Source organism: Pseudomonas sp. CVAP#3, from assembly GCF_018986375.1.
Classification (GTDB): Bacteria; Pseudomonadota; Gammaproteobacteria; order Pseudomonadales; family Pseudomonadaceae; genus Aquipseudomonas; species Aquipseudomonas helvetica.
Genome location: NZ_JAHMSC010000003.1, coordinates 252,139 through 265,029, shown reverse-complemented (window position 1 = coordinate 265,029; position 12,891 = coordinate 252,139). Strand labels below are relative to the sequence as shown.

General features: G+C 60.2%; 10 protein-coding genes and 1 riboswitch. Of the genes, 9 read left to right on the top strand and 1 reads right to left on the bottom strand.

All coding sequences use genetic code 11. The annotated features are described in order from the left end of the window. The first annotated feature begins 161 nt into the window (after window positions 1-161). The 7 genes from KRR23_RS07410 (at window position 162) to astE (ending at window position 7,999) form a co-directional block, all read left to right on the top strand. Window positions 162-1,382, top strand: coding sequence for an aspartate aminotransferase family protein (locus tag KRR23_RS07410; protein WP_216741955.1), 1,221 nt, complete (start codon window positions 162-164; stop codon window positions 1,380-1,382). 136 nt (window positions 1,383-1,518) lie between these two features. Beyond that, window positions 1,519-2,538 carry an arginine/ornithine succinyltransferase subunit alpha gene (gene aruF / locus KRR23_RS07405; RefSeq protein WP_019693162.1) on the top strand — a complete coding sequence of 340 codons (1,020 nt, stop codon included), beginning with the start codon at window positions 1,519-1,521 and terminating at the stop codon, window positions 2,536-2,538. A 68-nt stretch (window positions 2,539-2,606) separates the two neighbouring features. Then, window positions 2,607-3,632: an arginine N-succinyltransferase gene (astA, locus tag KRR23_RS07400; RefSeq protein WP_054593619.1), complete on the top strand. Its 1,026-nt coding sequence runs from the start codon at window positions 2,607-2,609 to the stop codon at window positions 3,630-3,632. Next, the gene (gene astD / locus KRR23_RS07395; protein WP_216742122.1) at window positions 3,629-5,098 is read left to right on the top strand and encodes a succinylglutamate-semialdehyde dehydrogenase; all 1,470 of its coding nucleotides are present in this window, start codon (window positions 3,629-3,631) and stop codon (window positions 5,096-5,098) included. The genes astA and astD overlap by 4 nt, the downstream gene beginning before the upstream one ends. A gap of 180 nt (window positions 5,099-5,278) precedes the next feature. Continuing rightward, window positions 5,279-6,625 carry an N-succinylarginine dihydrolase gene (gene astB / locus KRR23_RS07390; protein ID WP_216741954.1) on the top strand — a complete coding sequence of 449 codons (1,347 nt, stop codon included), beginning with the start codon at window positions 5,279-5,281 and terminating at the stop codon, window positions 6,623-6,625. 63 nt (window positions 6,626-6,688) lie between these two features. Continuing rightward, the gene (locus KRR23_RS07385; RefSeq protein ID WP_123426782.1) at window positions 6,689-6,976 is read left to right on the top strand and encodes a topoisomerase II; all 288 of its coding nucleotides are present in this window, start codon (window positions 6,689-6,691) and stop codon (window positions 6,974-6,976) included. A 12-nt stretch (window positions 6,977-6,988) separates the two neighbouring features. Further along, the gene (astE, locus tag KRR23_RS07380; RefSeq protein WP_216741953.1) at window positions 6,989-7,999 is read left to right on the top strand and encodes a succinylglutamate desuccinylase; all 1,011 of its coding nucleotides are present in this window, start codon (window positions 6,989-6,991) and stop codon (window positions 7,997-7,999) included. Window positions 8,000-8,040: 41 nt separating this feature from the next. On the opposite strand, the gene KRR23_RS07375 is transcribed toward astE, so the two are convergent. After that, window positions 8,041-8,550 (bottom strand): 6,7-dimethyl-8-ribityllumazine synthase, encoded by a 510-nt coding sequence (locus KRR23_RS07375; RefSeq protein WP_216741952.1) that lies wholly within the window; start codon window positions 8,548-8,550, stop codon window positions 8,041-8,043. A gap of 120 nt (window positions 8,551-8,670) precedes the next feature. Further along, window positions 8,671-8,841: riboswitch (FMN riboswitch) on the bottom strand. Window positions 8,842-9,056: 215 nt separating this feature from the next. Between KRR23_RS07375 and ltaE the strand changes: the two genes are divergently transcribed. Continuing rightward, window positions 9,057-10,061 (top strand): low-specificity L-threonine aldolase, encoded by a 1,005-nt coding sequence (gene ltaE / locus KRR23_RS07370; protein ID WP_216741951.1) that lies wholly within the window; start codon window positions 9,057-9,059, stop codon window positions 10,059-10,061. A 146-nt stretch (window positions 10,062-10,207) separates the two neighbouring features. Next, window positions 10,208-12,829 carry an alanine--tRNA ligase gene (gene alaS / locus KRR23_RS07365; RefSeq protein WP_216741950.1) on the top strand — a complete coding sequence of 874 codons (2,622 nt, stop codon included), beginning with the start codon at window positions 10,208-10,210 and terminating at the stop codon, window positions 12,827-12,829. The last annotated feature ends 62 nt before the right edge of the window (window positions 12,830-12,891 follow it).

Below are 12,891 nucleotides of genomic sequence, written 5' to 3'. Positions count from 1 at the left end.
CCTTTGCGACGCTATTTGTCGCATTGCCGTAAACCCGGAGAAATCCGGGGTTTGCGCTATAAGAAGTTGTCGCTTGGCGGCAAGGCCGGGCTGAAAACTGTCCTTACAATCCCCTCATCGCTCGCCAGTTTCAGGCGGGTGTTTCTCATCAGGAGACTCCGATGTCCGTTGAGCACGCTGCGGTACAACGCGCCGATTTTGACCAGGTAATGGTTCCCAACTACGCGCCTGCCGCTTTCATTCCGGTACGTGGCGCCGGTTCCCGCGTTTGGGACCAGTCTGGCCGCGAGCTGATCGACTTCGCCGGCGGGATTGCGGTTAACGTATTGGGCCATGCGCACCCGGCACTGGTCGGTGCCTTGACCGAGCAAGCGAACAAGCTGTGGCACGTGTCAAACGTGTTCACCAATGAGCCGGCCCTGCGCCTGGCCCATAAGCTGATCGACGCGACTTTCGCCGAGCGCGTGTTCTTCTGCAACTCCGGCGCCGAAGCCAACGAGGCCGCCTTCAAGCTGGCCCGTCGTGTTGCCCACGATCGTTTCGGTTCCGAGAAATACGAAATCATCGCCGCGCTCAACAGCTTCCACGGTCGTACCCTGTTCACCGTGAACGTCGGTGGCCAGTCGAAGTACTCCGACGGTTTTGGTCCGAAGATCACCGGCATCACTCACGTCAAGTTCAACGATCTGGAAGCGCTCAAAGCGGCCATTTCCGACAAGACCTGCGCGGTAGTGCTGGAGCCGATCCAGGGCGAGGGCGGCGTATTGCCGGCTGAACTTTCGTACCTGCAAGGCGCCCGCGAGCTGTGCACCCAACACAACGCACTGCTGATTTTCGACGAAGTACAAACCGGTATGGGCCGCAGCGGCGAGCTGTTCGCCTACCAGCATTACGGCGTGACGCCGGACATCCTGACCAGCGCCAAGAGCCTGGGCGGCGGTTTCCCGATCGCGGCGATGCTGACCACCGAAGACCTGGCCAAACACCTGGTGGTCGGCACTCACGGCACCACTTACGGCGGCAACCCGCTGGCGTGCGCCGTCGCTGAAGCGGTGATCGACGTGGTCAACACCCCTGAAGTGCTGAACGGCGTCAAAGCCAAGCACGATCTGTTCAAGTCTCGTCTTGAGCAGATCGGCGCCAAGTACGGCCTGTTCACTCAAGTGCGTGGCCTGGGCCTGTTGCTCGGTTGCGTCTTGAGCGAGGCCTGGAAAGGCAAGGCCAAGGACATCTTCAACGCCGCCGAAAAAGAAGGCTTGATGATTCTGCAAGCCGGCCCGGACGTGATTCGCTTCGCGCCAAGCCTGGTGGTTGAAGACGCGGACATCGAAGAGGGCCTGGAGCGCTTCGAACGCGCCGTGGCCAAACTGACTCAAGCCTGATTCAGGCTGCGGTACCGCTCGGCACCTATTCTTAGGGGCAGGTGTCGAGACTATTTTCCTGTGCCGGGCCTGCCCGGCATTTTTTTCCCCGAGTCGGCGCATTTCGTCGACCTGATGTTAAGTAAGGAGTGACACCATGCTGGTGATGCGCCCCGCGCAAATGGCTGATCTGGGCGAGGTACAGCGTCTGGCTGCGGACAGCCCGATTGGTGTCACCTCCTTGCCGGATGATGTCGAACGCTTGAGCGACAAGATCGCCGCAAGCGAAGCGTCGTTCGCTGCCGAGGTCAGCTTCAACGGTGAAGAAAGCTATTTCTTCGTCCTCGAAGACACCGCCACCGGCAAACTGGTGGGCTGCTCGGCCATCGTCGCGTCGGCCGGTTATTCGGAGCCGTTCTACAGCTTCCGTAATGAAACCTTCGTGCACGCCTCTCGCGAGCTGAAGATTCATAACAAGATTCATGTGCTCTCCCAGTGCCACGACCTGACCGGCAACAGCCTGCTGACCAGTTTCTACGTGCTGCCGGAGCTGGTCGGTTCGCCTTGGTCGGAACTCAACTCTCGCGGTCGCCTGCTGTTCGTCGCCAGCCATCCGGAGCGTTTCGCGGATTCGGTGGTTACCGAAATCGTCGGTTACAGCGACGAAAATGGCGACTCGCCGTTCTGGGATGCCATCGGTCGCAACTTCTTCGACCTCAACTACGCCGAAGCCGAGCGTCTGTGCGGGCTCAAGAGCCGGACTTTCCTCGCTGAACTGATGCCGCATTACCCGATCTACGTGCCGCTGCTGCCGGACGCCGCCCAAGAGGCGATGGGCCAGGTGCACCCACGGGCGCAGATCACCTTCGACATCCTGATGCGCGAAGGCTTCGAGACTGATCACTACATCGACATTTTCGACGGCGGCCCGACCCTGCACGCACGTGTCTCGGGGATCCGTTCGATCGCCCAGAGCCGTGTGGTGCCGGTGAAAATCGGTGAGCCGGTCAAAGGTGCCGGTCGTCAGTACCTGGTGGCCAACGCGCAGTTGCAGGATTACCGCGCGGTATTGCTCGAGCTGGATTATGCGCCGGGCAAACCGGTAACCCTGGATCTTGAAGCCGCCGAGGCCTTGGGTGTCGGTGAAGGTGCCAGCGTGCGCCTGGTGGCAGTTTAAGGGCCGATTTCAGGCTTAAGAGCAGAGAGTTTTACGGGTGGCCTGAGCGACCCGTTTGAGGAGATAGCATGATCGTTCGTCCCGTACGCAGCAGCGATTTACCCGCGCTGATCGACCTGGCCCGCAGCACCGGCACCGGCCTGACCACCTTGCCGGCCAACGAAGAGCGTCTGGCTCATCGGGTTGGCTGGGCTGAAAAGACCTTTCGCGGCGAAGCGGGGCGCGGCGACGCGGACTACCTGTTCGTGCTCGAGGACGATAACGGTCGCGTGGTGGGGATTTCCGCGATTGCTGGCGCTGTCGGCCTGCGTGAGCCTTGGTACAACTTTCGGGTCGGTCTGACTGTCAGCGCGTCGCAAGAGCTGAACATCTACCGTGAAATCCCGACGCTGTTCCTGGCCAACGACCTGACCGGTAATTCCGAGCTGTGCTCGTTGTTCCTGCACGCCGATTACCGTTCCGGCCTCAATGGCCGCATGTTGGCCAAGGCGCGGATGCTGTTCATCGCCGAATTCCCGCAGCTGTTCGGCAACAAGATCATCGCCGAAATGCGCGGTGTGTCCGATGAAGCCGGCCGCTCGCCGTTCTGGGAGAGCCTGGGTCGGCACTTTTTCAAAATGGAATTCAGCCAGGCCGATTACCTGACGGGCGTGGGCAACAAGGCGTTCATCGCCGAGCTGATGCCGAAATTCCCGTTGTACACCTGCTTCCTCTCTGAAGACGCGCGCAATGTGATCGGTAAGGTTCACCCTGACACCGAGCCGGCGCTGGCGATGCTCAAGAGCGAAGGCTTCAGCTACCAGGGTTACGTCGACATCTTCGACGCAGGTCCTGCCGTGGAATGCGAAACCGGCAAGATCCGCGCGGTCCGCGACAGCCAGGCGCTGGTACTGGCCATCGGCACTCCGGGTGATGACGCCACACCATTTTTGATTCACAACCGCAAACGCGAAGACTGCCGGATCACTGCCGCTCCCGCACGCTTTGCCGCCGGTACCCTGGTGGTCGACCCGTTGACCGCCAAACGTCTTCAACTCAATGCCGGCGATCAAGTACGTGCCGTGCCGTTGTCTGCTGCTCGGGAGTCGAAATAATGAATTCGCTTTATATCGCAGGTGTTTGGCTGGCGGGCCAGGGTGACACGTTCGAATCGCTGAACCCGGTTACCCAGCAAGTGCTGTGGTCGGGGCAGGGCGCCAGCGCCGCTCAGGTCGAGAGCGCCGTGCAAGCCGCACGTCAGGCCTTCCCGGCCTGGGCCAAACGCTCCCTGGAAGATCGCATCGGTGTGCTGGAAGCCTTTGCCGCCAGCCTGAAAAAACACGCTGACGAACTGGCTCACTGCATCGGTGAAGAAACCGGTAAACCACTGTGGGAAGCCGCGACTGAAGTGACCAGCATGGTCAACAAGATCGCCATTTCGGTGCAGAGCTACCGCGAGCGTACCGGCGAGAAGAGCGGCCCGCTGGGCGACGCCACTGCCGTGCTGCGCCACAAGCCTCACGGCGTGGTGGCGGTGTTTGGACCTTACAACTTCCCTGGGCATTTGCCGAACGGTCACATCGTTCCGGCGCTGCTGGCCGGTAACAGCGTGCTGTTCAAGCCAAGCGAGCTGACTCCGAAAGTCGCCGAGCTGACGGTCAAGTGCTGGATCGAAGCCGGCCTGCCTGCTGGCGTGCTGAACCTGCTGCAAGGCGCGCGTGAAACCGGGATCGCCCTGGCGGCCAATTCAGGGTTAGACGGTCTGTTCTTCACCGGTTCCAGCCGTACCGGCAACCACCTGCATGCGCAGTTCTCCGGTCGCCCGGACAAGATCCTTGCGCTGGAGATGGGCGGCAACAACCCGCTGGTGGTCGATCAGGTCGCTGATCTCGACGCTGCGGTGTACACCATTATTCAGTCGGCGTTCATTTCTGCCGGTCAGCGTTGCACCTGTGCCCGTCGCTTGCTGGTACCGCAAGGCGCCTGGGGCGACACGCTACTGGCACGTCTGGTAGCGGTCAGCGCGACGATCGAAGTCGGCGCGTTCGATCAGCAGCCGGCACCGTTCATGGGCTCGGTAGTTTCTCTGGCCGCTGCCAAGGCACTGATGGATGCGCAAGAACACTTGCTCGCCAACGGCGCCGTGTCGCTGCTGGAAATGACTCAGCCTCAGGCTAACGCCGCGCTGCTGACCCCAGGCATTCTTGATGTCAGCGCGGTTGCCGATCGTCCTGACGAAGAGCTGTTCGGCCCGTTGCTGCAAGTGATCCGTTACGCTGATTTCGAGGCGGCGATCGCGGAAGCCAACAACACCCAATACGGTCTGGCGGCAGGTTTGCTGTCGGATTCCGAAGCGCGTTATCAGCAGTTCTGGCTGGAAAGCCGCGCCGGTATCGTCAACTGGAACAAACAGCTGACCGGCGCCGCGAGTAGCGCACCGTTCGGCGGTGTGGGTGCCTCGGGCAACCATCGCGCCAGTGCCTATTACGCCGCGGATTACTGCGCGTATCCGGTGGCCTCGCTGGAAACCCCGAGCCTGACATTGCCGGCCGCCCTGACCCCTGGCGTGCGGATGTCGTAAGACCGCTTTCGCGAGCAAGCCCGCTCCCACAAGGTTGATGCAAGACTGGAGGGAGGGGTAAGCCAGCCTCTAAAGGTCTGTATGGACCCTGTGGGAGCGGGCTTGCTCGCGAAGGCCGCTACTCGGTCGCATTGAACAGTTACTGATGCCTATAAAAACCAGATTCGTGGAGCCTCGCTGATGAAATCCTATGAAGTCAATTTTGACGGTCTAGTGGGGCCGACCCATAACTACGGCGGTCTGTCCTACGGCAACGTCGCGTCCCAGAGCAACAGCCAGCAGTCTTCCAACCCGAAGGAAGCGGCGCTGCAAGGCCTGGCGAAAATGAAAGCGCTGATGGAAATGGGCTTTCAGCAAGGCGTACTCGCACCGCAAGAACGTCCGGATGTGGGTGCACTGCGCCGCCTGGGTTTCAGCGGCACCGACGCTCAAGTGATCGAGCAAGCCGCCAAGCAGGCGATGCCATTGCTGGTTGCCAACTGCTCGGCGTCGAGCATGTGGGTGGCCAACGCCGCCACGGTCAGCCCGAGTGCTGATACCGCTGACGGTCGCGTGCACTTCACCGCCGCCAACCTCAACTGCAAATATCACCGCAGCATCGAACACCCGACCACCAGCCGCGTGCTGGGGGCGATGTTCGCTGACCAGAAACACTTCGCTCACCACGCAGCATTGCCTGCCGTGGCGCAGTTCGGTGACGAAGGCGCAGCCAACCACACACGTTTCTGCCGTGAATACGGCGAAGCCGGTGTCGAATTCTTCGTGTTCGGTCGCAGCGCGTTCGATACTCGCTACCCGGAACCGCAGAAGTACCCGGCGCGTCAGACTCTGGAAGCTTCGCAAGCGGTTGCCCGCCTGCACGGCTTGAGCGATGACGGCGTGGTGTACGCCCAGCAGAATCCTGCGGTGATCGACCAGGGCGTGTTCCACAACGATGTAATCGCGGTCGGTAACGGCGAAGCGCTGTTCTATCACGAGGATGCGTTCCTCGACACCGAGCAGATGCTCGCCGAGCTGTCGGCCAAGCTTGCCAAGCGTGGCGGCCAGTTCAAGGCGATCTGTGTTCCGCGCTCCCAGGTATCGGTCGAAGATGCCGTGCGTTCTTACCTGTTCAACAGCCAGCTGCTGTCGCGTGCTGACGGTTCGATGCTGCTGATCGTGCCGCAAGAGTGCCAGAACAACCCGCGCGTCTGGCAATACCTGCAAGAGCTGACCAGCTCTGGCGGCCTGATTCGTGAAGTGAAAGTCTTCGATCTCAAGCAAAGCATGCAGAACGGCGGTGGCCCGGCTTGCCTGCGGTTGCGTGTCGCACTGAATGAAACCGAGCTGGCGGCGGTCAACCCAGGGGTTATCATGACCGCGCCGTTGTATGGCACGCTGACCCAATGGGTCGACAAGCACTACCGTGACCGCATGACCGAAAGCGATCTGGCGGACCCACAATTGTTGCTTGAGTGCCGGACGGCACTGGATGAACTGACGCAAATCCTTAAACTGGGCGCGGTTTATCCATTCCAGATCAATTGAAAGCCCGCGTCCTGCTCATGAAGAGTCGGACGCGTTGCTTTATCTCCAGATGAGAACGTAATAATGAGCGATACCCTGCAGCTGATTCTTGAAGACACCGACGGCACTCAACTGGAAACCTCCTGCACCCGCGTTGCGGTGATGTGGCAAGGCAAAGAGTTGTGGATTCAGCAAGACGGCCGTGGCCAGTTGCTGATCGGCGTTGACGTCGAAGAAGGCGATGCTGAATACGCGAACCTGCTGCTGCGCCCATTGGCGACTAATCTGGTAAGTCTGCAACTGGAAATGGAACCGGCTGAAATCGGTGACGAAGACCACGTGCACGGCCCGGATTGCAAACACGATCACTAAGGAATTCGCTCTATGCTCGCCCTCGGCAAACTGCTTGAACTGACCCTCGCCGGCCGTGAACCGGCGGAGAAGACTCAACTGACTGTCGAAGGCGTGCGGATGCGCTGGCTGAGCGAAGGTGCGCTGGAAGTCCGGCCACCGGAGGCTCGCGACAATGGCCTGGACTTGCTGTTGTCGGCCGGCATCCACGGTAACGAAACAGCGCCGATCGAATTGCTCGATCGCCTGTTGCATGACATCGCCCGCGGAGAGTTGAAGCCGCGCGCACGTATTCTGTTCCTGTTCGGCAACCCAGACGCCATGCGTCGCGGCGAGCGTTTTATCGAGCAGGACGTCAATCGGCTGTTCAATGGCCGTCACGAACTCAGCAGTGGCTCTGAAGCGCTGCGAGCCTGTGAGCTGGAGCGTCTGGCAGCGAGTTTCTTCAATCTGCCCGACCGCGCCCGTTTGCACTACGACCTGCACACCGCGATCCGTGGCTCGAAGATCGAGCAGTTCGCGCTGTATCCCTGGAAAGAAGGCCGTCAGCATTCCCGTCATGAACTGGCTCGCCTGCGCGCTGCCGGCATGGAAGCGGTGCTGTTGCAGAACAAGCCGTCCATCGTTTTCAGCTCGTACACCTACGACAAGCTCGATGCCGAGTCTTTCACCCTTGAGTTGGGCAAGGCCCGGCCTTTCGGGCAAAACGATGGGGTTAACGTCTCGCGTCTTGAAATCCTTTTGAAGCAGATCATCGAAGGCACCGAGCCGGATTTCGCAGAACAGAGCCTGGATGGTTTGCAACTGTTCAGCGTGGCGCGGGAAATCATCAAGCACAGCGATAGCTTCCACTTGAACCTGCCGGCGGACATCGAGAACTTCTCGGAGCTGAAAAAGGGTTATCTGCTGGCCGAGGACATCGCCCAGACTCGCTGGATCGTCGAGGAGGAGGGTGCGCGAATCATCTTCCCGAACCCGAAGGTCAAGAACGGCCTGCGCGCCGGCATTCTGATTGTGCCGACCACCGGCGACGATCTGGCCTGAGTCGATCGTTCCCACGTAGTGGGAACGATCAGTGCCAGAGCTTAAACGGCTACCGCGCGGTGTTCAGTGCGACGCAAGGCACGCATCTTGTGCAGCGTGTCGGCGCAGGTCTTCGCTGCTTCCTGGCCCTTGTGCACAAAGTGCTCGAAGAAGAACTTCTGGTGCTCTTCGCCGGCATGGAAGTGGTGCGGGGTCAGTACGACCGAGAACACCGGCACTTCGGTTTCCAGCTGAACCTGCATCAGGCCGCTGATCACCGACTGGGCAACGAACTCGTGACGGTAGATGCCGCCGTCAACCACTAAACCTGCAGCGACGATGCCCGCGTAACGGCCGGACTTGGCCAGCAGCTTGGCGTGCAGTGGAATTTCAAAGGCGCCGCCGACTTCAAAAAAGTCGATATCCGATTCCTGATAGCCCTGGGCGAGCATCTCGGTGACAAAGCCCTTACGGCTCTGATCAACGATTTCCTTGTGCCAGCACGCCTGGATAAACGCTACACGCTCGCCCTGATGGTTTTTGCTTTTGCTATCGATTGCGGTGGGTTGCATCTGTTCTGACTCCTGTTTGTGTGAAAAACAGGGCGTTATGAATCGAATGGGATTTAAGGGTACGTGCAGGTCAGACGTGCAGTGTATGCGCGTTGCCCACGGACGGCCCTTTGGTGCCAATCCCGTTCTCTCTTCATCCGGACTATGACCGTCGGCCCCGGGATCACACCGGGTCTGCTGACCTTGTCGTCACCTGCTGCCGAAGCATCAGTGACACCAAGCGCTCGCGGGCTATGCGCATTGCGCGCAATTACCGCCGGTGGGGAGTTGCACCCCGCCCTGAGAACGTTTTGCTGCCAGATTGTCTGGCGGCGGAGAGTTTTTAACACATATTTGTGGGCTGCGCATCGCTGCTTTCTGATGATATACATCGGTTTTTCCGTTGGCTTGAGCAGCCTTTCCTGGCGCAGGCCTTGATTAATCGCGGCGTTGGCCGCAGTAATCCCTTTAGTAAGAGATTTCCCTTATCAGCAGCGACGTTAGCGTCCTATTCCGAGGCCTGATTCATGAGCGTTATCGATCTTCGTAGCGACACCGTCACCCAACCGACCGCAGGGATGCTCGACGCGATGGCCAACGCGGCCACCGGGGATGACGTCTACGGCGAAGATCCGACGGTCAATCAGCTTGAGGCTGAACTGGCCGGGCGTCTGGGGTTTGCTGCGGCGCTGTTCGTGCCGACGGGCACCATGAGCAATCTGCTGGGGTTGATGGCTCACTGCGAGCGCGGTGACGAGTACATCGTCGGCCAGCAGGCGCACACGTATAAGTACGAAGGTGGCGGGGCCGCGGTGCTGGGCTCGATCCAGCCGCAGCCGCTGGAAGTTCAAGCCGATGGTTCGCTGGACCTGGCTCAGGTGGCTGCGGCGATCAAGCCGGACGATTTCCACTTCGCCCGGACCCGGTTGCTGGCGCTGGAAAACACCATGCAAGGCAAGGTATTGCCGCTGGAATATCTGGCGCGGGCTCGCCGCTTTACCCATGAACACGGTCTGTCGCTGCACCTGGACGGCGCGCGGTTGTACAACGCAGCCGTCAAGCTGGGCGTCGATGCGCGGGAAATCACCCGGCACTTCGATTCGGTGTCGGTGTGCCTGTCCAAAGGCCTCGGCGCGCCGATCGGTTCAGTGCTCTGTGGTTCGGCCGAGTTGATCGGCAAGGCCCGGCGCCTGCGCAAGATGGTCGGTGGCGGTATGCGTCAGGCCGGCATTCTTGCGGCGGCAGGCTTATATGCGCTGGATCACAACGTGCAACGCCTGGCGGACGACCACGCCAACGCGCAGTTTCTGGCTGAAGGTCTGCGAGAGGCGGGCTATGAAGTCGAGCCGGTGCAGACCAATATGGTCTATGTGCAAATGGGCGATAAAGCCGATGCGCTCAAGGCGTTTGCCGCCGAGCGCGGGATCAAGCTCAGTGCCGCCTCACGCTTGCGCATGGTCACTCACATGGACGTCAACCGGGCGCAGATCGAGCAGGTAATCGCGACTTTCGTCGAGTTTTCGCAAAACTGAAGGTGTTAGCCGTCCAATTGACTGTCTGTATCGTACAAACACACTGTACCTGCACACTAACGCCGATATAATGCGGCCCTTTGCCGTCGCTTCGTCTGTTGACGATTCGCACAGGCCTTTGGCCGCAGCCTCCGTGGAAGAACCTAATGAAAAGCGCAGAAATCCGTGAAGCCTTCCTTCGCTTCTTCGAAGAGCAAGGCCACACCCGTGTAGCCTCCAGCTCTTTGATTCCGGGCAACGACCCAACCCTGCTGTTCACTAACGCGGGGATGAACCAGTTCAAGGACTGCTTTCTGGGCCAGGAAAAGCGCGCCTATACCCGCGCCGTCAGCAGCCAGAAGTGCGTTCGCGCCGGTGGCAAGCACAACGACCTGGAAAACGTCGGTTATACCGCTCGTCACCACACGTTCTTCGAAATGCTGGGTAACTTCAGCTTCGGTGACTACTTCAAGCGTGATGCGATCACCTACGCCTGGACCTTCCTGACCTCCGACAAGTGGCTGAATCTGCCGAAGGAAAAGCTCTGGGTCACGGTCTACGCCAGCGATGACGAGGCCTACGACATCTGGACCAAGGAAGTCGGGGTTCCGGCCGAGCGCATGGTTCGCATCGGCGACAACAAAGGCGCGCCATACGCCTCCGACAACTTCTGGACGATGGGCGATACCGGCCCGTGCGGTCCTTGCACCGAGATTTTCTACGATCACGGCGCTGACATCTGGGGCGGCCCACCGGGTTCGCCAGAGGAAGACGGCGACCGTTACATCGAAATCTGGAACAACGTGTTCATGCAGTTCAACCGCACCGCCGATGGCGTGTTGCACCCGTTGCCAGCGCCGTCGGTGGATACCGGCATGGGCCTGGAGCGGATCAGTGCCGTGCTGCAGCACGTTCACTCGAACTATGAAATCGACCTGTTCCAGAGCCTGCTGAGCGCTTCGGCCAAGGCCATTGGTTGCACCAACGACAACCAGGCTTCGCTGAAAGTCGTGGCTGACCACATTCGTTCCTGCGGTTTCCTGATCGCCGACGGCGTGCTGCCGTCCAACGAAGGTCGTGGCTACGTGCTGCGCCGGATCATTCGTCGCGCTTGCCGTCACGGCAACAAGCTGGGCGCCAAGGGCAGCTTCTTCTATCAGATCGTTGGCGCACTGGTTGCCGAGATGGGCGAAGCTTTCCCTGAGCTGAAATCCCAGCAGGCGCACATCGAGCGCGTGCTGAAAGCCGAAGAAGAGCAGTTCGCCAAAACCCTGGAGCAAGGCCTGAAGATCCTCGAGCAGGATCTGGCCGAACTCAAAGGCAACGTGGTGCCAGGCGACGTGGTGTTCAAGTTGTACGACACCTACGGTTTCCCGATGGACCTGACCGGCGACATCGCGCGTGAGCGCAACCTGACCATCGACGAAGAGGGCTTCGAGCGCGAAATGGAAGCCCAGCGCGTCCGTGCCCGTTCGGCCAGTTCCTTCGGTATGGACTACAACAGCCTGGTCAAGGTTGATGTGGCCACCGAGTTCACCGGTTACACCGCTCACAGTGGTTCTGCAAAAATCGTTGCTCTGTATAAAGACGGGCAATCGGTCGACGTATTGAGCGAAGGCGAAGAGGGCGTGGTCGTTCTTGATCAGACGCCGTTCTATGCGGAATCCGGCGGTCAGATCGGTGACTGCGGTTACCTGCAGGCAGGCGCTGCGCGTTTCGACGTGCGCGACACCACCAAGACTGGCGGTGCATTCCTGCACCACGGTGTGCTGGATTCGGGCAGCCTGACCGTTGGCTCGCCGGTTCAGGCCCAGGTGGATGCCGAGGTGCGTCACGCCACGTCGCTGAACCACTCCGCCACGCACTTGCTGCACGCGGCATTGCGCCAGGTGCTGGGCGAGCACGTTCAGCAGAAAGGCTCGCTGGTTGACAGTCAGCGTCTACGCTTTGACTTCAGCCACTTTGAAGCGATCAAGCCTGAACAGCTGAAAGCGCTGGAAGAAATCGTCAACGCCGAAATTCGCAAGAACTCCGAAGTTGAAACCGAAGAAACCGACATCGACACCGCCAAGCAGAAAGGCGCCATGGCGCTGTTCGGCGAGAAGTACGGCGACAGCGTGCGCGTACTGAGCATGGGCGACTTCTCCGTCGAACTGTGCGGTGGTATCCATGCCAGTCGTACCGGCGACATCGGCCTGCTGAAAATCATCAGCGAAGGCGGTGTGGCTTCTGGCGTGCGTCGTATCGAAGCGGTGACAGGCGCTGCAGCACTGGCTTACCTGAACGCTGCGGAAGAGCAACTCAAGGAAGCGGCCAACCTGGTCAAGGGCAGCCGCGACAACCTGATCGACAAGCTGTCGGCTGTGCTTGAGCGCAACCGTCTGCTGGAAAAGCAACTCGAGCAGTTGCAAGCCAAGGCCGCCAGTGCGGCGGGCGACGACCTGTCGGCTTCTGCCCTGGATGTCAAAGGCGTGAAAGTACTGGCCGTGCGTCTCGACGGTCAGGACGGCAAGGCGCTGCTGGCGCTGGTCGATCAACTGAAGAACAAACTCGGCCGCGCAGTGATCCTGCTCGGCAGTGTCCATGAGGAAAAGGTCGTGCTGGTTGCGGGTGTGACCAAGGACCTGACTGGCCAACTCAAAGCCGGTGATTTGATGAAGCAAGCCGCTGCGGCAGTGGGCGGGAAGGGCGGTGGTCGTCCAGACATGGCGCAAGGCGGCGGTACCGACGCTGGCGCACTGGATGCGGCATTGGCCCTGACCGTGCCGTTTGTAGAGCAGGGTATTTAAGGCTGCGTGCCGCGCCCGTCGTCTAGTGGCGGGCTTCGCAGCTGTTTGAGTGATTAATGGGC